General features: G+C 34.5%; 18 protein-coding genes. 12 read left to right on the top strand and 6 right to left on the bottom strand.

Going from position 1 to position 24,042, the window contains the following annotated elements; genetic code table 11:
- Positions 1 to 23: 23 nt before the first annotated feature.
- From ABXT67_RS10360 to dapF, 4 genes are read right to left on the bottom strand one after another with little or no spacing between them, the layout of a single operon-like run.
- On the bottom strand, positions 24 to 269 hold the full coding sequence (locus ABXT67_RS10360) for a hypothetical protein (RefSeq protein WP_415373927.1): 246 nt from the start codon (positions 267 to 269) through the stop codon (positions 24 to 26).
- The gene (locus tag ABXT67_RS10355) at positions 256 to 1,233 is read right to left on the bottom strand and encodes a M23 family metallopeptidase (RefSeq protein ID WP_415373926.1); all 978 of its coding nucleotides are present in this window, start codon (positions 1,231 to 1,233) and stop codon (positions 256 to 258) included. The genes ABXT67_RS10360 and ABXT67_RS10355 overlap by 14 nt, the downstream gene beginning before the upstream one ends.
- A 9-nt stretch (positions 1,234 to 1,242) precedes the next feature.
- Positions 1,243 to 1,779 (bottom strand): GNAT family N-acetyltransferase, encoded by a 537-nt coding sequence (locus ABXT67_RS10350; protein WP_415373925.1) that lies wholly within the window; start codon positions 1,777 to 1,779, stop codon positions 1,243 to 1,245.
- Positions 1,776 to 2,552 carry a diaminopimelate epimerase gene (gene dapF / locus ABXT67_RS10345; protein WP_415376983.1) on the bottom strand — a complete coding sequence of 259 codons (777 nt, stop codon included), beginning with the start codon at positions 2,550 to 2,552 and terminating at the stop codon, positions 1,776 to 1,778. Before dapF ends, ABXT67_RS10350 begins: the two co-directional genes overlap by 4 nt.
- 135 nt (positions 2,553 to 2,687) lie before the next feature.
- Between dapF and ABXT67_RS10340 the strand changes: the two genes are divergently transcribed.
- A complete protein-coding gene (locus ABXT67_RS10340; protein ID WP_415373924.1) occupies positions 2,688 to 4,082 on the top strand; it encodes a S1C family serine protease in 1,395 nt (464 codons plus the stop codon).
- Positions 4,083 to 4,336: 254 nt separating this feature from the next.
- Positions 4,337 to 5,782, top strand: a complete 1,446-nt coding sequence (locus tag ABXT67_RS10335) for a glyceraldehyde-3-phosphate dehydrogenase (RefSeq protein ID WP_415373923.1) — start codon at positions 4,337 to 4,339, stop codon at positions 5,780 to 5,782.
- Positions 5,783 to 5,897: 115 nt separating this feature from the next.
- On the opposite strand, the gene ABXT67_RS10330 is transcribed toward ABXT67_RS10335, so the two are convergent.
- Complete coding sequence (locus ABXT67_RS10330) at positions 5,898 to 7,829, bottom strand: hypothetical protein (RefSeq protein WP_415373922.1); 1,932 nt, start codon at positions 7,827 to 7,829, stop codon at positions 5,898 to 5,900.
- A 458-nt stretch (positions 7,830 to 8,287) separates the two neighbouring features.
- On the opposite strand from ABXT67_RS10330, the gene ABXT67_RS10325 reads away from it, so the two are divergent.
- The 10 genes from ABXT67_RS10325 to ABXT67_RS10280 all read left to right on the top strand — a co-directional run bounded on the left by ABXT67_RS10325 (position 8,288) and on the right by ABXT67_RS10280 (position 20,463).
- The gene (locus tag ABXT67_RS10325) at positions 8,288 to 8,488 is read left to right on the top strand and encodes a hypothetical protein (RefSeq protein ID WP_415373921.1); all 201 of its coding nucleotides are present in this window, start codon (positions 8,288 to 8,290) and stop codon (positions 8,486 to 8,488) included.
- Positions 8,489 to 8,546: 58 nt separating this feature from the next.
- Positions 8,547 to 9,917: a DEAD/DEAH box helicase gene (locus ABXT67_RS10320; RefSeq protein WP_415373920.1), complete on the top strand. Its 1,371-nt coding sequence runs from the start codon at positions 8,547 to 8,549 to the stop codon at positions 9,915 to 9,917.
- Positions 9,918 to 10,122: 205 nt separating this feature from the next.
- Positions 10,123 to 10,797 carry a tRNA (guanosine(37)-N1)-methyltransferase TrmD gene (trmD, locus tag ABXT67_RS10315; protein ID WP_415373919.1) on the top strand — a complete coding sequence of 225 codons (675 nt, stop codon included), beginning with the start codon at positions 10,123 to 10,125 and terminating at the stop codon, positions 10,795 to 10,797.
- 27 nt (positions 10,798 to 10,824) lie between these two features.
- On the top strand, positions 10,825 to 12,618 hold the full coding sequence (locus tag ABXT67_RS10310; protein WP_415373918.1) for a DUF885 domain-containing protein: 1,794 nt from the start codon (positions 10,825 to 10,827) through the stop codon (positions 12,616 to 12,618).
- Between the two features lie 408 nt (positions 12,619 to 13,026).
- A complete protein-coding gene (gene rplS, locus ABXT67_RS10305) occupies positions 13,027 to 13,377 on the top strand; it encodes a 50S ribosomal protein L19 (protein WP_415373917.1) in 351 nt (116 codons plus the stop codon).
- A gap of 570 nt (positions 13,378 to 13,947) precedes the next feature.
- Positions 13,948 to 16,176, top strand: a complete 2,229-nt coding sequence (locus ABXT67_RS10300) for an NADP-dependent isocitrate dehydrogenase (RefSeq protein WP_415373916.1) — start codon at positions 13,948 to 13,950, stop codon at positions 16,174 to 16,176.
- A gap of 78 nt (positions 16,177 to 16,254) precedes the next feature.
- A complete protein-coding gene (locus ABXT67_RS10295) occupies positions 16,255 to 18,615 on the top strand; it encodes a TonB-dependent receptor (protein ID WP_415373915.1) in 2,361 nt (786 codons plus the stop codon).
- 3 nt (positions 18,616 to 18,618) lie between these two features.
- On the top strand, positions 18,619 to 19,419 hold the full coding sequence (locus tag ABXT67_RS10290) for a DUF4249 domain-containing protein (protein WP_415373914.1): 801 nt from the start codon (positions 18,619 to 18,621) through the stop codon (positions 19,417 to 19,419).
- Between the two features lie 11 nt (positions 19,420 to 19,430).
- The gene (gene murQ, locus ABXT67_RS10285) at positions 19,431 to 20,246 is read left to right on the top strand and encodes an N-acetylmuramic acid 6-phosphate etherase (RefSeq protein WP_415373913.1); all 816 of its coding nucleotides are present in this window, start codon (positions 19,431 to 19,433) and stop codon (positions 20,244 to 20,246) included.
- A complete protein-coding gene (locus tag ABXT67_RS10280) occupies positions 20,239 to 20,463 on the top strand; it encodes a DUF6095 family protein (protein WP_415373912.1) in 225 nt (74 codons plus the stop codon). Before murQ ends, ABXT67_RS10280 begins: the two co-directional genes overlap by 8 nt.
- A gap of 19 nt (positions 20,464 to 20,482) precedes the next feature.
- Here the strand turns inward: ABXT67_RS10280 and ABXT67_RS10275 are convergent, their stop codons facing one another.
- On the bottom strand, positions 20,483 to 23,767 hold the full coding sequence (locus ABXT67_RS10275; RefSeq protein ID WP_415373911.1) for a VCBS repeat-containing protein: 3,285 nt from the start codon (positions 23,765 to 23,767) through the stop codon (positions 20,483 to 20,485).
- Between the last annotated feature and the right edge of the window lie 275 nt (positions 23,768 to 24,042).

Genomic DNA, 24,042 nt, shown 5'->3' with positions numbered 1-24,042 from the left:
GAAATATAATGCAATATTATTATTTATTTTATTTCAACGAGACCAAAACCAACTGGAAATTGTTTGTTTTTTTCAATAGGGTTCAATGAATCCATTAGAATGTTATAATTACGCAACAACATATCAACGCCGTCTTCTGAATAATACAGTAATTGTGTAAATTTTTCAATATGATAAGGCATTCCTTCTCCTCCAAAAAATGCATTACTTTTAGATTCTAATTGAAAGTGTAAATGTGGCGCATCACTATTTCCACTATTGCCCAGCAAACCAATTACTTGTCCTTTTTTTTACTTTATCGCCAAAAGACACTTTAAGACTTTCTGGAATTAAATGTCCATAAAAGGCATATATGCCATTCCCAATATCTATCATAATATAATTACCTCCAATGGTTTCTCCTGTAATTCTTAACGCCATTTTTTCTGAAAGCGGCTCATTTTCTATTATTCCATCTTTAGCACCTACGACTATTCCATCTGCCACTGCCACTAATTCAATACCGTAAGTAAGCCAATTTTCATTTTCCTTAAAATCTCCTTTTGTGAGACTACCATTATCATCTGCATAAGTCCAATCTATAGCAAATCGTTGCGGGTAGGTGGCACTTCCTTCAGTTAACGAACGCGCTCCTTGATGCTCCATAGTTTCATATAACCACTTTCCCTTTTTATTAAAAGGCAATCTTAGCGTCAAATCATTTAAGGAAGGCACCTGTACAATTGCAACTTCCATAGGGTGTGTTATTGTTTCCCCTTCTTTGTTTTCTCTATCAAAATACAGTTTATGGTACATTTTTTCAGGGAGAGATGCTACTTCATTAAAGTTAACTTCAAGATTTAAAATTCCAAAATCATTTCCCGAAAGGAGTTTTAAACCGTTCAAATCTCTAGTCCCCGGTCTATCAAAATGTTCATCAATATATAGTGAATCAAACGTAGCAACAAGAACATCTTCTTTATTCAAATCATAAACTTCAACTTTATTTAATGTGAATGGTCTCCTGTAATTATTAAGAATATTTAATTCGTATCGTAATTGGATCGCGTTATCAACGCGCACTAGATTACTTAAGAATAAGACATTTGCTTGAATTACTTCAATAGGTAAATCTATTTTTATTAGCTTTTTTTGTAATTCGGTTGGAGCCTTAGCAGTTCGCTTTTTTGAATCAATATTTTCTTTGCAGCCAATAATAATTAGAAACAGGGCGGATAAAATCATGTATTTCATTAAGTGGACTTATTTAGATTTTTCTATAGAAACCTTCTGAAACAAAAACTCGTCAACATATTGCCCATTTATAAAGTTCCAATCCTTTTTAACGCCTATTTTTTTAAACCCTGCTTTTTCAAAAAGTGAAATACTTAATGGATTATCATCCCCAATATTTGCATATAATTGATGTGTTTGGAGATGATCTTGCGCATAGACACAAATTAAATCAAGACTTTCTTTTGCATATCCTTTTCCACGATCTTGTGTATTAAAAATAACAATTCCCACTCCTGCCCTATGATGTTGTGGGTCAAAATCAAAAAGGTCAATACACCCCAAGGGTTTTGAATCTGAAATACGCTCAACAATTAAACGCAGTTGCTTTACTTCATAAATATCACGATGCGCATTGTTTATATATTCTGACAATATATATTTGGAAAATGGGGTCATCGTACTACTCACTGTCCAAACGCTCTGGTCATTCTCTAAGGCATAGAGAAATTCTAAATCGATTGGCTCTAAAGCTCGCAATCTTATGCTTGTCCCTGATAATATCATAGTTCTATTTGACCTTTAAAAACTTGTACTGCTGGTCCTTTTAAAAATACATTCTTAAAACTACCGTCATTTTCTTCAAAAGAAACTTCTAATTTCCCTCCTTGCGTTTCCAATTTAATTTGAGAAACTTTGTTCATGCCATTTATAAACATTGCTATTGCAACTGCAGTAACACCGGTACCACAAGAGAGCGTTTCGTCTTCAACACCTCTTTCATACGTTCTCACTTTAAAGGAATTGGAGCTTAGCCGTTCTACAAAATTGACATTCGCACCTTCGTTTCCATAAATATCATTTCGTATTCGTTTGCCCTCTGAAAAAACATCATAGTCTGATAAATTTTCAACCATCTGAACATGATGTGGTGATCCAGTATTTAAAAAAGAATATTCAGTGTTAACTTGTATTTCGGCTACATCACTCATTTGTAATGCAACTTGGCCGCCTTTAATGCTAGCATTATGTTTTCCATCGATCGCTAAAAATTCAGTTTCATCTTTTATTATTCCGAGGAAATTAGCAAAATGAACGATGCACCTTCCGCCGTTTCCGCACATCGTGCTTTGGTTCCCGTCTGCATTGAAATATACCATTTCAAAATCTAAGGTATTGTGATTCTCTAAAAGTATTAAACCATCGGCTCCAACGCCAAATTTTCGATCACATAAATGAGCTATCGTTTTGACATCGTTTTTTGCGAAATTTAAACGACGATTATCTATGATCACAAAATCATTTCCCGTTCCTTGATATTTATAAAATGATACAGCCATGGTTGCAAATATAGTTATTATCATTTGTTGCTTCAGTTACTCATTTTTGTTAAATGGACGTTAAACATTGAAATAGTATAAAATAAATTTCGTCTTACAACTGTTATTAATAGTAATCAAAAAATCGCACCCTATATGAGCCAGACTATCAAATTATTTACCGTTGCCCTTGCGGCAGGCGCGATTACCTTAGGTGGTTATAAATTTTTAGAAAAAAACAGCGAGACTAACACAGCCGTTTCTGAACTACCCGCCGTAAATTATACCCCCACAAATTTTAATACAGGCACTCCAACTACGACCATTGATTTTACCGAGGCAGCTGAAAAAACGGTAAACAGCGTAGTCCACGTCATTAATAAAACCATTGTTCGCCAACCCACCAGTGTACTGGAATATATTCGTGGCGGAGGACAAACCAGAGCCCTCGAAGGAAGTGGCAGCGGTGTTATTATATCACCAGATGGTTACATTATAACTAACAATCACGTTATTGACAATGCAACACAGCTGGAAGTTACCTTAAACAATAACGCAACATATCCAGCAGAACTTATTGGCACCGATCCAAAAACAGATATCGCGCTCATTAAAATTGAAGCAGGTAACGAATTGCCATTTGTACCCTTTAGCAATTCAGATACTGTGAAGGTTGGAGAATGGGTACTTGCAGTTGGAAATCCGTTTAGATTAACCTCTACGGTAACGGCTGGTATTGTTAGCGCAAAATCTCGTGATCTAGATGAATCTGATGGAGACCCGCAATCTTTTATCCAAACAGATGCTGCAGTAAATCGTGGAAACAGCGGTGGAGCATTAGTAAATACTCGTGGAGAACTTATAGGAATAAATACTGCAATTTCTTCTGAAACTGGAAGCTACGTGGGATATTCATTTGCCGTACCCTCAAACATTGCCCGTAAGGTAATTGAAGACATTATGGAGTTTGGAAATGTACAACGTGCAATTCTAGGAATTAGCGGCGGGAACCTCAACACGCAATCTGCAAAACAATGGGGCGTTACTGAAACAGAAGGAGTCTACGTAGGGTCTGTTGAAGCCGGAAGCGGTGCGGCGCAAAGCGGAATTAAAAAAGGAGATATTATCAAAGAACTAGACGGTTTACAAGTAGGTAAATTTTCAGACCTCACAGGATATCTAGGCGCTAAAGGCCCTAATGATGTAGTGAATGTAAAAATTCTAAGAGATGGATTTGAAAAAATTATCCCCGTAACGCTCATCAAATTAGAAACACTTGAAATTAAAGAGATAGGCATAGAAGTGCGCAAGGCAAATTCGAACGATTTAAAAAGATTTGGGGTCTCTAATGGTGTTGAAATTATTAGAGCATTAACACCAGAAGTAGCGCGTTTTGGTTTAGAAGGAAATCTTATTCTCTCCATTGATGATATTGTTGTTAGCGATATAATTGATGTAAAGGAAATAATGAATAATAGACGCCATGAAGATCCCTTAAAAATGACCTTTAAAAATAAAAAAGGAGAAACTCATTCTTATATTTTTAGATAAACATAGTTTAAAGTATTCCAAAGATTGGTTTAAATTAAACTGTTGGAAGTCCACCCCTTTTACATTCACGTAAGGGGTGTTTTTTTTAAAAGACATTTAGGAGCATTGCCATAAATTTTTGACTTTTTATTTAACATCTGTATGAGCTCGTATTTCTAAAATTATTAAAGACAAATACTTTAAAAAAGTGTACTTTTGCGCAAAATTTAACAACCCTTTCCCGAGATAATTCGGGAGGCTAAAACCCTTACTATATGAGTTTTGATGACGTTTATGAAAAAGAACTGTCTTTTCAAACAGACCGCCGCAAGGCAACGGTAGAATTTATCAATATTATTAGTGATTTGTGGTATGACAAATCTATAGAATTGGTACTCTTTAGAAACCAACTTATAGACCGCAATGTGAGTGAAATTTTAAACTTGCACGAATATGCAGGAGAATTTGTTCAAAAGCCGGTATCTATTTTTGACAGTGTAGAGATCGCACAAGCCATCAAAACACTAGATTTACCGCCAGCAAAATTGGATATTGGTAAACTAACATATGAATATCATTTAGAAGAAAAAGATACAAATGCCCTTGCGTTTGTTTCAGAAAAACTAAAAGATGCTAAAGACCAGACAAGCATCCAACCCAAGGATGTCGTTCTTTATGGTTTTGGTCGTATTGGAAGGTTATTAGCTCGTGAACTAATGACACGAACTGGACAAGGAAGCCAAATGCGTTTGCGTGCTATAGTAACTCGTGGTGCGATTGACAAAACTGTTTTAGAAAAAAGAGCGTCATTATTACAATACGATTCTGTTCACGGAGATTTCCCTGGAACAGTTCGAGTTGATTTAGAGAACAAAGCACTTATTATTAATGGTACTACCGTGCATATAATTTCGGCAAATGGACCAGAAGATATAGATTATACAAACTACGGCATCAATGATGCTCTTATTATAGACAACACAGGAGCCTTTAGAGATAAAGAAGCACTAAGCCGTCATTTAATTCCTAATGGAGCGTCAAAAGTATTATTGACTGCACCAGCAAAAGGAATTCCAAATATTGTACACGGGGTTAATCAAAAAGAACACAATCCAGATGAAATTGATATTTTTTCAGCAGCATCTTGTACTACAAACGCAATTACTCCTGTTTTAAAAGCAATGGAAGATTGTTTTGGAGTTGTTCAAGGACATTTAGAAACAATTCACGCATATACCAATGATCAAAATCTTGTGGACAATATGCATAGTAAATATAGAAGAGGTCGTGCTGCAGCCTTAAACATGGTAATTACTGAAACTGGAGCAGGTTCTGCTGTTTCAAAAGCACTACCATCGTTTGAAGGAAAATTAACCTCAAATGCTATTAGAGTTCCTGTACCCAATGGATCTTTAGCAATTCTTAATCTTGAATTAGAGAATGCTACCTCTATCGATGCTATAAATGCTACAATGAAAAAATATGCGCTGGAAGGTGACTTAGTGGAGCAAATAAAATATTCGCTTAACAATGAATTAGTGTCTAGCGATATTGTTGGATCTTCAGCCCCCTCTATTTATGATAGCAACGCTACAATTGTTGCTAAAAATGGAAAAAATGTGATTCTCTATGTTTGGTATGACAATGAATATGGGTACAGCCACCAAGTAATACGATTGGCTAAATACATAAGTAAAGTAAGAAGATATACATATTACTAGTAGCTTAGTATTTACTTCGGAAATTTTAACCATTTAAAATTTATCGAAATTTGTGAACCACTAAAATATCAAAGCCCAATCAAATTGATTGGGCTTTGTCTTTGTAAACATTCAATTAATTTATATGATACGTCCTAAATTGATTAAAACATCCGTAAAAACTATTGGCTAATATCATTCCATCTGCGTAAAACATAAAATATTCTGGAGGGCCATAAGCACCCGAAGATTGCCCAGAAAGCTGGATTGACGCAACACCTCTACCTCTATATACATAGTCTTGACAATCATTATATTCGTAACTGTTAGCATATGGCCTAAAATCATACACTCCTTCTCGTTGAACTGTACCATCACTATAGTAAGAAACATAAGTGCCATCAGTATTAAAATTTAGGGTAAAAATAGTTCCATTAGGCACCCCGTAGTCTCCTATTTCTACTGTAAATGTATTTCCTGAAATTTGAGAATATGCAGCATTAACAAAAGTCATATCTAATGAAATCGTTACACTTCTATTATTTGTTTCATCATATATATTAATTCCATAATCATCAACATTCATTGTCTCTCCAGATGTAGGCAATTCTCCTAAAATAGCTGCTGTCCAACCAAGTCCATTTTGTCCTACAGCCACAGGCTCGTCATCAAGTAATAAACGAACATGGTGAGTAATATAATTGGGTACGGTGTATGTGTCTCCATTTTCAAATGTTTCTGCAATTTCTATCAAATCAAAATTTGGATTGTATTTACCAAATTGAATTTTATAATTATAAAATTGGCTATTAACCTTCACAGGAAACTTCCCCTCAAACTCGTTAAAATCGTCTCTATAAGTATACTCTAGAAAAGTATCAATAAAATCCCCTTGAAAATCAGGATTACTAATACTTGCAGTGATGTTGATATTCCCATTTTCAAAACTCACATTATTTAAATTAACCTGCGAATCGCTTATCGTAAAATTTGCCGATTGAAAAATATCTTGATCGGCTGAAACATCTTCAACTGCAGCAGTGTTAGGAAAATAATCTCTATCGAATAGCGATATATTTGAGAACCAAATAGTATCATTCACAAACTGGATTGCGATATTCAGCTTATCAATGCTGTTATTGAAAATAGAAAAGCTATTAAAAAAATCACCTAAATTTTCATTAGAATCATTTTCATCAGAACTTATAAGAATTCTATCCTGAGTTTCTAATGGAAAACTAGTTATTTGATTATTGTAGATCTCAAGCGCGCTCATATTTCGAGTCTCTAATGCAGATTCTATATAGTTAATAGCCATATTGACCTTTTTCAAAGTATCTTGAGACAACTGATCTTTATAGTCATAAGACTTATGTAACGCTATTGCAGCAACTGCTGCTAAGACACCTTTCGTAATTGGATCAGGATCTATTGTTGCAGCTACAGTTGCAACAGAAAAAACAGCAACAGAAAGCAAATATTTACTAACTAGTTCTAATTGTGTGTTAGACTCCCGTGTATAATCACTTAGTATAGCGTCATCAATAAAAGATTGATTTGCAGAATATAAACGGGCTAATTTCGCCTTATCGGCAGCGGGCAATGTTTCATAATGTGTCTCAAAAGCATCAAGAATAGCTAAAACATTTTCTCCATATAAAGACTTACCATCTACTGTGTTTTCAAATGTTGACATATTAGTAAACAAAGGCTGTAATGCTGCTTCAGGACTTCCTGTAACTATAGTTTGTAGAATATTAACTGAGATCATAAAATTATCTATCCCAATCACCATCATTTCTTGATTACCTAAATCAACATTATCAGGCATTAAAAACACATATTCAACATCATTAAATTTTTCAATTGAAATTGTTTTATTTCCTATAGTTGCTTGATACTGCTGTGCAACAAATCTTGCATTACTAAATCTAACAATTTGCTGTGTTTTAACCGTTCCTAAGTCTAAAAACTCTACTTGCTGAACCTCTTCTTGAGTACTTTCATCTTCCTTATCACAAGCAGTAACAAATAAAACTAATATCAATAAAACTAGTATCTTTTTCATCTCTTTATATTTTTGTTGAAAATAATAAAATAAAGCAAATATGAAATACCTTTTACTGGTTATCTTTATTGATTGAAAATTATGAAGATATTTACGGAATAAAAAAATGAAGTCTCGCACTTGCTTAATTAGAATAGGCGAGTTTTTATTTTCTTTAAACTATTGTAATTTACTTGCTGAAAACACTTAATTTTCACCAAAGTAATCACAGCCACGGCAGCACATTTAGATCAACTAGTTCTACTTTTTGATGAGTATCGTATTTTCTATAAACAAGAAGGTAATCTGGACGCTGCTAAAAATTTTCTTTCGGAAAGGTTTGAAAAAGAAGATTCCATTATTTTGATAGTACTTTCTGAGAATAATGAACCTATGGGTTTCACGCAATTGTATCCAAGTTTTTCCAGCGTAAGTATGCAACGCTACTATATCCTAAATGATTTGTTTGTAGAAGCAAGTTGCAGAAAGAAAGAAAGAAAGAAAGGGGTTGGCGAAGCACTCTTCAAAAAAGAAAAACAGTAGCCATCGCAAACAACTCAAAAGGAATCACCTTAGAAACTGAAACTACAAACCCTGCACAAAAATTATACGAAAGACTAGACTGGAAAAAAGTTACCGAAGTCTATCATTTTACTTGGGAAACACCTCCTAATATATAAGTACAAGTAGTACTAGTAAGATTTGTATTTTAAGTAGCTTTGCAAAAAATACCAATGTATGGATTCTTTTCAGAATTTTAACCTAACCAAGCAATTGCATTACGCTCTTGATGATTTAGGCTTTATTACCCCTACCCCTATTCAAGCACAAACTTTTAATCCAATTATGGCAGGAAGGGATGTGGTGGGAATTGCACAAACGGGAACGGGAAAAACATTAGGGTATATGCTTCCGCTCATCAACGGGCTAAAATTTTCGAAGGTCAAAGAAGCTCGCATTATTGTTATCGTTCCCACACGAGAACTCGTAATACAAGTCGCTAGCGAAATTGAAAAAATAGGAGCTTATTCTTCCATTAAAGTTGCTGGTGTTTATGGTGGCGTAAATATCAACATTCACAAAGAGTTGGTTATGCAAGGGGCCGATATTGTCGTGGCAACTCCTGGGCGTTTATACGATTTACTTTTGAGCCGTGCGCTCAAAGTGAAGTCGGTAAAAAAAGTGGTGATTGATGAAGTGGATATAATGTTGGACTTGGGATTCAGGTTTCAATTAACTAATATTTTGGAGGTACTCCCAGAACCTAGACAACACATTTTATTTTCGGCAACGATGACAGATGATGTATCTGAATTTATAGATGTATTTTTTAGAAACCCCGAAACAATTTCAGTTGCAGTTAGTGGAACACCTTTAGACAACATTGAGCAATTTGGGTATGATGTACCCAATTTTTATACAAAGGCTAACTTATTAATTCAGTTATTAAAGAAGAAAGAAACCTATAAAAAAGTACTTGTTTTTGTTCCAAATAAAAAATCAGCCGACTTACTATTTGAGCTACTACAAACTCAATTTGGCAAAGAAATAGCAGTTATCCATTCCAACAAAACACAAAACTATAGAATACGATCCATAGAAAACTTCAATACTAAAAAGACCCGTATTCTAGTTACAACAGATGTAATGTCGCGCGGTTTAGACTTAGATGCTATTAGTCACGTTTTTAATGTAGACACCCCTCGTTTTCCTGAAAATTATATGCACCGCATAGGAAGAACGGGACGCGCGGAAGCTGAAGGAATTTCAATTTTACTTACTACTGAAAGAGAGCAAACATTTAAAGAGAACATAGAAACTTTAATGGATATGAAAATTGAAATAATACCATTTCCTGAAACAGTAGAAGTTTCGAAATTACTAACCTTCGAAGAGCAACCAAAAATTATTGAAAGAGACAACCCACATAATACGGATGCCGAAGAAAGAGGAGAAAGTTTCCACGATAAAAGCGAAAAAAACAGTAAAATAAACCAAGGTGGAAGTTACAAGCGCACGATAAAATTAAAATACAAAAAAGCAAGAACTAAAGGAGATAAAAACTTCAACCGCAGGAAAAACAGAAAAAATGGGAATCCGTTTGGGTAAATCAAAAATCGAAATCGAAATCGAAAAATGAAGATAAAATTAATATTAAATTAATAGGCACCTTCCCTGAACAAGGGAAGGTAGTTCAGATTTTCGGAATCGGAAGAGTGAAGCCAAGCGGAGCGTTTCTAGGAACAGGTGACTTTAAAACACTTTCTAATCAACCTGCTAACTGATCCATAAATTAACAATTCAACTACCACAAATGCGCATAGACATCATCACCGTTTTACCAGAACTTTTACGAAGCCCTTTTGAAGCTTCCATCTTAAAGCGAGCCATTGAGAAAGGACTTGTGGAAGTGCATCTTCACAATCTTCGTGACTTTGCCACGAGCAGCTATAATCAAATAGATGATTATCAATTTGGTGGTGGTGCAGGAATGGTAATGATGATTGAACCTATTGACAAGTGCATCTCAAAATTAAAAGCTGAAAGAGATTACGACGAAATCATCTATATGACTCCTGATGGCGAAACACTTAACCAAAGTATTGCCAACCAACTCTCGCTCAAAGAAAACGTCATTTTATTATGCGGTCATTATAAAGGAGTAGATCAGCGCGTTCGAGATCAATTTATTACAAGAGAAATTTCAGTAGGAGATTATGTTTTAAGTGGAGGCGAATTAGGAGCGGCCATCGTTTGTGATGCTGTAATTAGATTAATCCCTGGCGTTTTAGGAAATGAAACCAGCGCTTTAACAGATAGTTTTCAAGACAACCTACTCGCACCCCCTATCTACACAAGACCTTCTGAGTATAAAGGCTGGAAAGTTCCAGACATTCTTTTGAGCGGGCATAATGAGAAAATTGACCTTTGGCGCGAAGAACAAGCACACAAAAGGACTGAAGAGAAAAGACCAGATTTATTCGAATAACATAGACATTAAAATCAAAAAATGAAAATGAAAATCACTATAATAGGCATTCTCCTTTCAGTGGCAATCTGCGTTATCTCTTGCAAAAATGAGCGTAGTCAAAGCGAAAAAGAGGCAACCATAAATGAATCCGAAAATTTCGAAACGATGTTAGCCGACTATTACGAAGATGGCTTAATATTAAATCCAGTAAACGCTACAAACTCTGGAGATTCTCGTTATAATGATCAATTCCCAAATCCGCTTTCAGCAGAACATATTTCAAAGATGAAAGCATATTATTCAGAATACAAGAATAACGTTGCAAGTTATGATCGGAGTTCTTTAACTGAATCACAAAAAATGAGCCTTGATATTTTGACTTGGGAATGTGATATTAACCTGGAGTATTTGAGTTTTAAAAATCACGAATACTTCCCTATAGACCAAATGTGGAGTATTAATTTAAGTTTCGGTCAACTGGCGAGTGGCGCTGGCGCGCAACCTTTTAAAACTGTTGAAGATTATAAAAACTGGGGGCAGCGTGTTACTGGCTATTTGAATTGGCTTACTTCAGTAGAAACGAATATGCGAAAAGGAGCTACAGAAGGCTACGTATTGCCAAAATCGCTCATTAAAAAAGTGATTCCACAGCTAGCCGCAATGACAACTCCAGACATTAAAAAGCATTTATTTTATTCGCCAATTATAAACCTTCCTGCCTCATTTAATGAAGAAGATAAAAAGCAAATCACTGAAGAGTATACCATTATGATTACTCAAAATGTAATACCAACCTATAAACGTTTACACGACTATTTGGCTGGTGATTATCTAACAAGTGGACGAGAAACTACTGGTATTTCCGAAATTCCCGATGGAGGTGACTATTACAAACATCAAATTAAAAAGTACACGACCACAACAATGACGGCAGATGAAATACATGAATTAGGTCTCCAAGAAGTAGCCAGAATTCTATCTGAGATGGAAACTATAAAGAACAAAATAAGTTTTAAAGGAGACCTCAAAGCATTCTTTAACGATGTGCGAAGTAATCCAAAATTAATGCCGTTCCAAACTCCTGCCGAAGTAATTGCAAATTTCAATGCCATACACGAAACCATGAAACCACAGTTGGAGAAACTTTTCGGCAGAAAACCCAAAACCCTTTTCGAAGTTAGACAAACCGAAGCTTTTAGAGAAAAGTCTGCCAGTGCAGAATACAATCCTGGATCATTAGATGGCACGAGACCTGGAATTTTTTACACCCCAATTCCAGACGCTACTAAATATAATATATACAGCGATGAGTCTTTGTTTTTGCACGAAGCAATTCCTGGGCACCACTATCAGATTTCTTTGACGCAAGAGAATAAGGATTTATCAGATTTCAGGAAAACACTTTGGTACAGTGGTTATGGCGAAGGCTGGGCCTTGTACAGTGAGTCTTTAGGCAAAGAGCTCGGGCTTTATACTGATCCGTATCAATATTTTGGTATGTTAGGAGCAGAAATGCACCGTGCAATTCGACTAGTGGTGGACACAGGCATGCACGCAAAAGGATGGAGCCGTGAGAAAGCTATTCAATACTCTTTAGACAATGAAGCAGAATCTGAAGCTGGAATCATCAGTGAAATTGAACGCTATATGGCAAATCCAGGACAAGCATTAAGCTATAAAATTGGACAATTAAAAATCCAAGAGCTTCGCAAAAAAGCAGCCGATAAAATGGGAGCGCGTTTTGATATTCGCAAATTCCATAATGAAGTCCTAGAAACAGGCTGTGTTCCGTTAGCTCTTTTAGAAGCGAAGATTGACAAGTGGATTGAGGGGAACTAAACTGTTAAAAAAACATCAAATACTTTTACTATGAACACAATTATTTTTAAGAAAACCAATCATTGAGTTGAAAGTCGCCGATGGCTTTAAGCCTATTTCGCAATAAAATTTAAATAAGAAATCTTTTCAAAAGCTACAGCAAATGAACCAACCTTTGTTGAATCAATAATAAAAGAGGTGATTCTATATTTTTTGAAAGGACTACATTTTAAGAATCATTGATGAGATTTCAGATAAAATTAAGAATGACAGACTCTGAATTCATCCAACTTATAAGTTTCTTTAAAAAAATTCATAACTCATAACTCAAAACTCAAAACTATTATATACTTTTGCACCCAATTAAATTCAACCTCTGGCGAGATACGCGAATGTTGCTTTTAATCAAACTATCAAAAATTATCCAATATGGAAGCGTTAATAAAATTTGTTGAAGACGAATTTGTAACAAAAAAAGAATTTCCAGAATTTTCAGCAGGTGATACAATCACTGTATACTACGAGATTCGTGAAGGTGAAAAAACAAGAACACAGTTTTTTAGAGGTGTTGTAATCCAAGTTAAAGGCACTGGACTTACAAAAACTTTTACCATTCGTAAAATGTCTGGAACTGTAGGTGTAGAACGTATATTCCCATTGAATATGCCAGCACTTCAAAAAGTTGAAATAAATAAGAAAGGTCAAGTTCGTAGAAAACGTATCTATTACTTTAGAGGCCTTACTGGTAAAAAAGCTCGTATCAAAGAAAAAAGATACTAGTCTAATCTTACATTATATAAACCGACCTAAGGATTTTATCTTTAGGCCGGTTTTTTTTTATAAACATTTGTTGACAACATATGTTCATAACCATTTAACATATAGGTTATTAAAAAAAAGGTTATATTGATTTTTGACCCTATATTTAATTATCCAAAATGATGAAAACTCATTTTAGATTAAATAAAGTAACGTTCTTTATTTTTCTTTTTTTATCTATTGAGGACCTCGTTCAAGAACGGGTGAGATAGGAGTAAAGAAAGATTGGAGTTATTTTCTTTAGAGCCATAGAATAACGTGAGTTATTGGCACATAAAGTGGTATCTCCGTTTGTGAAACAAACCACAATAGTAGTAGGTAATTAACTGCGTTGAAGACTGTAAGGGTCAATTGGTAAAAGTTTATTTCGCTTAAAGCCATAACACTGTACTCGTGCAATGTTATGGCTTTTTTCTTTGGTTAAGTTTCGAAATTTTCCCTTTCCATATTATGATAATAATCATCGTGTTTCAACTTTAAAGACAGGGTCAAAACCCGTATATTTACGGGAAACTGAAAACATAAAACTCGATGATAAAAACTGCCAAAATTATATACACAAAAACAGACGAAGCTCCATTTTTAGCAACCCATTCTTTTCTTCCCATTGTTAAGGCTTTTACTGGACCCTCTAACATTACAATCGAAACGAGAGATATCTCATTGGCTAGCCGAATTTTAGCGCGCTTCCCAGAGTATTTAACGCCCGAGCAACGTGTAAATGATGCATTGACAGAACTAGGCTTATTAGCTAAAACACCTGAGGCAAACATCATCAAGTTACCCAATATTAGCGCATCAGTTCCACAATTAATCGCGGCGATTGAAGAGCTACAGGCAAATGGCTTTGCGATTCCAGACTATCCAGATGAGCCCAACTCAGAAAAAGAAAAAAAGATTAGAACAACATACGATAAGACAAAAGGTAGCGCCGTAAACCCTATTCTTCGAGAAGGAAACAGTGATCGTCGAGCACCAAAAGCAGTAAAGAATTATGCTAAGAAAAACCCTCACAGAATGGGTGCTTGGTCTTCAGATTCTATGACGCACGTGGAAACAATGAGCACAGGGGATTTCAGAAACAATGAGAAATCTGTTACTATAAGTAATGATGGACCTGTGAAGATTCAATTAGTAACCAATGAGGGCACTGTTCGCGTTTTAAAAGAAAATATTTCTTTATTAGCTGGAGAAATTATTGATGCTACCGTACTAGAAAAAAAAGCCCTGATTGCCTTTTTAGAACACTCAATTAAAGACGCAGGAGAAAAAGGATTACTCTTCTCTTTGCACATGAAAGCTACTATGATGAAGGTGAGTGATCCTATTATTTTTGGTCACGCAGTTACTACCTATTTTAAAGAACTTTTTGATAAATACAAAACTGAATTTGATGAAATAGGAGTTGATGTAAGAAATGGTTTTGGTGATTTAACAAGCAAGATAGATGAGCTCCCTTCAGAAAAAGCGGAAGCTATAAAGAACGATATAAAAGAAATAATGAATACCAAAGCATCTATTGCAATGGTGAATAGCGATAAAGGAATAACAAACCTACATGTACCCAGCGATGTTATTATTGATGCTTCAATGCCAGCAATGATTCGTACTTCTGGACAAATGTGGAATGCTGAAGGAAAACAACAAGATACAAAAGCAGTAATCCCAGATAGTAGCTATGCGGCAGTTTATCAAGCTACTATTGATTTTTGCAAAGAAAATGGAGCGTTCGACCCTAGGACAATGGGAACCGTTCCTAATGTAGGATTGATGGCTCAAAAAGCTGAAGAATATGGATCACACGACAAAACATTTGAAATTACTTCAGCTGGAAAAGTAGAGGTAATTGACGATAATGGAACCATTTTAGCATCGCACCAAGTATCCGAAGGAGATATTTGGAGAATGTGTCAAGTAAAAGATTTACCCATTCAAGATTGGATAAAACTTGCCGTTTCAAGAGGGAGAGCAACTAATTGGCCGGTTGTTTTCTGGCTTGATGAAGATCGCGCACACGATGCTGAATTAATCAAAAAAGTAAATACCTACCTACCAAATCACAATACAGATGGTTTAACCATAAAAATACTTTCTCCAGAAAAAGCAACAAAGTATACCTTAGAGCGGGTGAAAAAAGGAGAAAATACTATTTCGGTAACTGGGAATGTACTTCGTGATTACCTTACAGATTTATTCCCTATTTTAGAACTTGGTACTAGTGCAAAAATGCTGTCTATTGTACCTTTAATGAATGGCGGAGGACTTTTTGAAACTGGCGCAGGAGGTTCTGCTCCAAAACACGTACAACAGTTTGTAAAAGAAGGCCACTTGAGATGGGATTCTTTAGGTGAGTTCTTAGCACTTGCTGTTTCACTGGAGCATTTAGGCACTACTTTCGACAATAACAAAGCCATTGTACTTTCTCAAACTTTAGACGACGCTACCGAGAAACTATTAGAAAACAAACAAGGACCATCAAGAAAAGTAAATGAACTAGACAATCGCGGAAGTCACTTCTACCTAGCATTGCATTGGGCTGAAGCTTTATCTAAGCAAACTAGCGATAGGGCTTTACAAAAGAGATTTAAAGAAGTATTTGATTCTTTAAATTTTAACAAAGAAGTTATTTTAAAAGAACTCATTGATGTCCAAGGTCACGCCATAGACATTGAAGGGTATTACAAACCTAACGATAACCTAGTTGAATCTCAAATGAGACCGAGCACGACTTTAAATAGTATTCTAAAAAATATTAAATAAATCACAAAAAAGCAACTTATACAAGTTGCTTTTTTATTGCTCGAGATTTTCTAACTAGTTTTGAAAAAAAAATTGCATTTGAAAAATATACTAACAGCGTTCGTCTTTTTGATAAGTGTAGCTATCACTGCTCAAGAAAAGTACACCTTAAGTGGCACAATTTCAGAAATTAAATCTGGTGAGACCATGATAGGAGTGAATGTTTTAATTCCTTCATTACAAACGGGCGTAATCACAAATGTATACGGTTTCTATTCCATTACGCTTCCTGAGGGTGCTCACGAAATAATTTACACTAGTCTTGGTTTTGAAGATTATAAGGAAACAATTACGCTAACGAGTCCACTAACAAAAAACATTAATTTGTCTGTTAGTACGGAAACACTCGATGTGGTAATCCTAAAATCTGATGTTGAAAAAACAAACATCAGAACACCACAAATGAGTGTAAATACCTTAAAAGCTAGTACCATTAAAAAAATACCTGTTGTATTAGGTGAAGCAGATGTAATACAAGCGCTCACATTATTACCCGGGATTAGTAATGCAGGAGAAGGTGCTAGTGGATTTAATGTTAGAGGTGGAGGAGCCGATCAAAACTTGGTATTACTTGATGAAGCTACCCTCTATAATTCTTCTCATTTATTTGGTTTTTTCTCAGTGTTTAATCCAGACGCCATTAAAGATGTAACCTTATATAAAGGAGGTATTCCAGCAAGGTATGGTGGCCGTATAGCGTCTGTACTAGATATTTATCAAAAAGATGGTAATAAAAAAGAATATCATGCCACTGGAGGTATTGGCTTAGTGGCTAGCAGACTATTAATTGAAGGCCCCATTGCAAAAGATAAAGCCTCATTTTTGGTAGCTGGAAGAAGTAGTTACGCGCATTTATTTTTGCCCTTATTTGACAATGATAACGTAGCATACTTTTATGATTTAAATACAAAAATTAGCTATGACATAAACGACAAAAACAAAATATTCCTGTCTGGTTATTTTGGTAGAGATGCATTTAACATCAGCGATATATTTGCGAATACTTTCGGGAATTCTACATTAAATTTAAGGTGGAATCATTTATTTAACGACAAACTTTTTAGTAACCTTTCATTAATTTATTCAGATTATTATTATGGATTAGAACTTAAGTTTGCAGAGTTTCAATTTGATAGTGGTATTCAAAATTTTAACCTGAGATACGATTTCACCAACTACGTTTCTGATAAGGTAAAATTACAATTTGGTTTAAATAGTATTTACTATACATTTAATCCTGGTGAAGTTACTCCTACATCAGAAACAAGTGGAATTAACTCTAGAAAGTTAACAGATTTATATGCTTTTGAAAATGCCGTGTATCTTGATGGGAATTTTAAAGTTTCAGAAAAATTAAACATCCAAGCGGGTCTAAGAATTTCAAGTTTTAATAGGCTTGGTCAAGAATCAATCAATGTGTATGAAAACGACAATCCTATACTATACAATGAAGCTTTAGATATTTATCAAAAAGCAACCCCAATTGATACAATTTCAGCCTCAAGGAGTACTACCACAAAATCATTTGTGAATTTTGAACCTAGATTTTCTTTATCCTACCAATTAAACGACGTTTCGTCACTTAAAGCAAGTTACAATAGAACCGTTCAATACATTCATTTATTGAGTAACACTACCTCACCTACTCCTTTTGATGTGTATGCACCAAGCGGAGAATTTATTGATCCACAATTAGGGGATCAGGTTGCTTTAGGTTATTTCAGAGATTTCGAAAACTTTACTTTTGAGATTGAAGGATATTACAAAGAGGTGCAAAATAGAATTGATTATGTTGACGATGCAAATTTAATTGCAAACGATGCTATTGAGCAAGTCATATTAAACGGCGAAGCAAGAGCTTATGGGCTTGAGTTTTTAGCTAGAAAAACAAGAGGGAAATTTACCGGTTGGGTAGCCTATACTTTGTCAAAATCTGAACAACGAACACCTGGAAGAACCCCAGTTGAAACAGGCATAAACAATGGCGAGTGGTATAACACAGCTTGGGACAGGACGCATGATTTTTCTGTAACCGCACAATATGAGCTAAGTCCAAAATGGTCATTTGGAGCAAATTTAATATTTCAAACTGGAAGGCCTAATACTTTCCCAACGGCTCAATATGAATATCAAGGACAAATAGTACCTGTTTTTGAACCCAGAAATGCCAGTAGATTAAATAATTTTCATAGAATGGATGTTTCAGCAACATTAAAACCAAAATCTAACAAGGAAAAAAAATGGAAAGGGGAATGGGTCTTTAGCGTATACAACATTTACAACAGAAGAAATGCAGCTTCAGTTTCTTTTAGAGAAAATGCAGATACTGGTGCAAATGAGGCTGTGCGACTTTCGATTTTTGGAATTATTCCTTCCGTTACCTATAACTTTAAATTTTAAGCAATGAAATATATTCAATTAATAATACTCTCGGCATTGCTTTGCATTTCTTGTGAAGATGTCATAGAAGTAGACCTTGAAGATAGTGAGCCACGACTGGTCATCGAAGCTACCATAAATGTATCAAAAGATGGAAGTTCAGACCCTATGGTTACACTTACAGAAACCGCACCTTTTTTTAACGATAATATTCCCACAGTCCCAAATGCAACGGTAACTATAACTTCTGAAACAGGAGAAGTCTTTCCTTTTTTACATATTGGTGCAGGAAAATATACGACAGATTTCAACCCAACTTTTGGATTAGATTATACCTTAACCGTTGTCCATAAAGGTGAAACTTATGAAGCGACAGAATCATTAGTTGTCGTCACCACGCTAGATGAAGTAGAACAAAACAATGAAGGAGGGTTTTCTGGAGAGGACATTGAACTTAAAGTGTTTTTTACAGATCCTGCCGGTGAGGAAAATTACTACCTCATTGAAGTTTTATCTATTAGAGGAGATGAAAGAGACACATTTTTTGATGAATTCTTTGATGGCAATAGGGTGAATGGATTTTATTTAGCAGACGATCTTGCAGAAGGTGATGAAGTTACCTTTAATTTATTTGGTGTAGATGAAGATTTCTATAACTTTATGGTGGTGTTATTACAACAAGTAGATGACGGTGGCGGAGGTCCTTTTGAGACACAACCAGCTACCGTGAAAGGAAATATTCTTAATACAACCAATGAAGAAAACTTCCCGTTAGGATACTTTAGAATTTCAGAAATATCAACATTAGAATATACGGTTCAATAAACAAAACTTCTATGAGCTTCAAAAAAACTACCGAAGCATCTTCACATTATGATCATTTGGAAAAAATGAACTTACACGAGCTATTAATCCATATTAATACGGAAGACCAAAAAGTTCCTAAAGCGGTAGAAAAGGCAATTCCTCAAATTGAAAAACTTACTAAAAAAGTAGTTAAATCATTACAAAAAGGCGGAAGGTTATTTTATATAGGAGCAGGCACTAGTGGTAGATTAGGCATATTAGATGCTAGTGAAATACCCCCTACTTTTGGCTTGAATCATGGAGTCGTAATTGGGTTAATTGCAGGCGGAGATGTTGCCATACGAAAAGCAGTAGAATTTGCTGAAGATTCAACCACCCAAGGTTGGGAAGATTTAAAAAAACATCAAGTTGGGATTAATGACGTTGTCATTGGTATTGCCGCATCTGGAACGACTCCTTACGTTATAAGCGCGTTGAAAAAATGCAACTCATTAAGCATAACTACAGGTTGTATAACCTGTAATGAAGATAGTCCTCTCGCACAAACAGCAAAATACCCCGTGGTTGCTGTGGTTGGACCAGAATTCGTAACAGGTAGTTCAAGAATGAAAGCTGGTACGACACAGAAACTCATTTTAAACATGATTTCAACTGCCGCAATGATACAATTGGGTAAAGTTCAGGGAAACAAAATGGTAGATATGCAATTAAGCAATACCAAGCTCGTTGAAAGGGGGACACAAATGATTGTTGAGGCCTTAAGCATTGGTCTTAAGGAGGCTGAATTCCTACTAAAGAAACACAAAAGCGTTCGTAATGCAATTAAAAATTACAATTATGAGTAAAGAACATACAGATCTAAAAATTTTAGTCAAAGGCTTAAAAACTTTAGCAGCCTCACTACCACTACTTTTTTTAGGCCCATATTTTATTACACTTTCTGCTCTTAATAAAGAAAACTGGACTTTTTACCTCTTTCTTGTATTAGGTTTGGTAGCCGGTGCCAGTGCTATTTTTCTCATTTTTAAAGGAATTCAAACTATAATGAAGTCTATTTTTTAAAACGTAAAATAAGTGTTTACTAATTAACAGGAATTTCAAAAACACGCAAAGCATCATTGTTTGATAACACCAACATTAATTGTTTTCCATTTACAGTAATCGACGCTAAATCTCTCACATCAAAATCTAATATTGGAACTGCAATATTTGCTAATTTTAACTTTTCGTTTGACTTCTTTTCAATAGCATAACCATAATTAGCATCATAACGAATAGTTTCTACTTCAGCATCATACAATCCTCCGGCTCCGATAATCTGTGTGTGGTCGTCCTTTTTATTCAAAAGCATAAAAGCCATTGTAGGACCTCCTTGAGCCAGATTTGGTAATTTATGTATTTCAAAATTCATTCTTCCTTTATTCTCAATTAGAACACTTTCAAAGAAATTCGCATCTAACTTGTTAGCACCTTCTAGGCGTTCTTCCCCATAAATCTCTTCAAAATTAAGATTTGCAAATTCCTTATATGTCTTTATTTTATCTAATAAAAATGGACTCTGTTCAGAACTGCATTCCTTTCCTCTAACAGGAACCAATACACCGTTATTAAATTTAGTTAGTGCTACATCATAGCTACCGTTACTATCAAAATCTTTTGAATAAATAAATATTGGAGTATTTTTTTTAGGTTGGAATTTATTGTTATTCCCTATGTTTCCTGCAAGAATATCTAAGTCTCCATCTCCATCAATATCCACAACCGTAACGGTTTGCCACCATCCTTTATAGGAAGCAAGATCATTCGCCGTTGGGCTAAATTTTCCATTTGTATTCTCAAATACTTGAACTCCATTCCATTCGCCAACAGTAATTAAATCTTCATCTCCATCACTATCAATGTCAGCAAATTTAGCCGAAGATATAATTCCCAAATTGTGATCTTCTATCATATCTAAGGTATTGTCTTTGAATGTACCCTTGTCGTTAATTAAAAAATAAGAGTTAGAAGATAATGGATATTTTTGAGGTAATACATTTCCGCCAACAAACACATCCATATCGCCATCACCATCAAAATCTGAAGCGGCTATAGCTTTTGTTGATTGTCCATTATAAGGCAATTTAATCTTTGATTTTGAAAAATTTCCGATACCATCGTTCAGGTAAATTCTATCATTTAATAACGGAGAATTCTCATCAAATTCATATCCAGCACTTGTAATTATTAAATCTAAATCACCATCATTATCTATATCAATCGCAATTGCGTCGCCATCTTCATGAGATTTTTCAGACTCCCATAAAGCGACGCTACTATTTTTAAAAACACCTTCAGATTGAATAAAAAGCATTCCTGATGATCCCGCAGCATTACCAACAAAGAAGTCTTCTTTGCCATCTCCATTAAAATCAGCCACCACTATATTACTTCCTTTGGTAGATTGTTTTTGAGGAAGTAGTAATTGTTCTTTGTAATCATCAAAACCACTTTCAACATGGCTAAAATTAATACCTAAATCAGATTGAGAAATCTCTTTTACTACTGAAGAATAATTTTTCTTAGAAATAGTATTTCTAGTAATATTTGAATAATCAATTTTTAACAATGAATTACTTTTAACGTTTGAAAGTTGAGATTGTGTTCCATCCATCCACAAGATTTCAACAGTATCAATTTTAGTTCGGGCTCCCAAGCCAAAGTTAAGCACACTTGAAACAGAAGATTCATATCCACGGGCGGTATATACGTGTTGATTTTGCAGTAAAGAATCAGCAATTAAAGTAACAGTGGCACCAATTGCCATAGGATTATTATTGGGTCCTTTAAGTTTAATTTTTAAATAATTATTTTCTGCTTTATTCTCAAAAAGACTCACATAGTCTTCGTGATTATTAATAATGATATCTAAATCACCATCATTATCTAAATCTGAATAAGCAGCTCCATTTGAAAAGGTTTTCTCCTCCAAACCTAACACGGCTGCTTGGTTTATAAATTTAAGGTTGTCAGTATTCATAAAGAGGTAATTACGTAGTTTTTCTGCTGGTAATAATTCTGATACTTCTTCTAACGTAAACTGTTTACCTTGGCTGTTTAATCTTTTGATATTATTTCTAAAATCTTGATTTGTATAATCTTTAATAACACCGTTTGATATAAAAATGTCTTTTAAACCATCATTATTAAAATCTGAAAATAAAGGAGCCCAACTCCAATCAGTTTTAGTGATTCCTGACAATTGCCCTATTTCTTGGAATTTACCATTACCTCTATTTAGATTCAACATATTAGCCATATACGCGTGGTTATAACCAAGCTGAACCATTGTGTTAAAGTTGTCTATACTCATAGAAGCCATATTCTCTTTACTACGAGCATATTCTTCAGCCATCATATCTAATGTAATTAGATCTGGTTTAAGATCGTTATTGAAATCAGCAAAATCGCTTCCCATACTATTAAACGAAATGTGCTTCAAATATTTTTCACCTTCATCTTTGAAACTTCCGTCTTTTTGGTTTATGTATAAAAAATCAGGTTCTAAAAAATCATTGGCTACAAAGATATCTGTCCAACCATCCTCGTTAAAATCTCCAATGGAGGCACTCAAGCCCCAAGTTTTATTTAATAATCCCGCATCTTGGGTAATTTTCGAAAACTTATCCCCGTCATTTCGATACAATTGGTCACTCGTAATATCCTCAATATTTCTTTGAATTTGAGTGCTGATCTTGCCGTTATTTTTAAAATCATATCTATGATTAACAATATAAATATCTAAATCACCATCATTATCAAAATCTAATTGATAGGCTTGTGTACTATAACCAGGATCAGCGAGACCCCAACGTTTACCTTCTTCTTTAAAAGTTCCGTCCTTTAAATTAATATAAACTAAATTTCTTCTTCCTTCATCATTGCCTAATGAACCAGCTTTACAAACATAAATATCTAAATAACCATCTGCGTTAATATCCATCATACTAGCCCCAGTTGAAAAACCGACAAAATCACCTGTTTTTGAAATATCCGTGATATCTTCAAACTCCAACTCCCCTTTATTTTTGTATAATTTATTTGATTCAAAATTTGAAACCAAATAAATGTCATCCAAACCATCATTATCTATATCCCCAACTGCCAAACCAGCACCAGAATATATATAAGGATAATTTAAAAAATTAAAAGATAAATCTTGTTTTAGTACATTCATGAACTTTAATCCTGAATTAGCATATTCAACCTTCTCGAAACCTTTATATGTCTTTACTTCAGCTCGCTCAAGAGATGAGGATTTCTTTGAATCACAACCAAAGCTAAGTAGAAGAATACTTGATACTAAAATATTTAAAATGAATTTCATGAAATTATTATATAATAAAATTAAATAGTTAATTAAATAATCTCAAAAAAATGCTGGATACTTAAACTAACAATTAAAAGTTTCGTAAAACTACTTAGAAAAATTCTTAACAATATGAAAAAGACAATTTACTATCTTAATTCGAAATTAGAAAATTTCAAGATGAGTAACAACTAGTAAATTGAATTTATATTTAAACAGGTTTATGTATTAATACAAAAGATATAATTACAAAATAATTTTTACAGCAAATGATATAAACCTAATAAAAAGCA

It is taken from the genome of Patiriisocius sp. Uisw_017, assembly GCF_047731265.1.
GTDB lineage: Bacteria > Bacteroidota > Bacteroidia > Flavobacteriales > Flavobacteriaceae > Patiriisocius.
The sequence above is the reverse complement of the archived record's forward strand: the minus strand, read 5'-3'. Positions and strand labels throughout refer to the sequence as shown.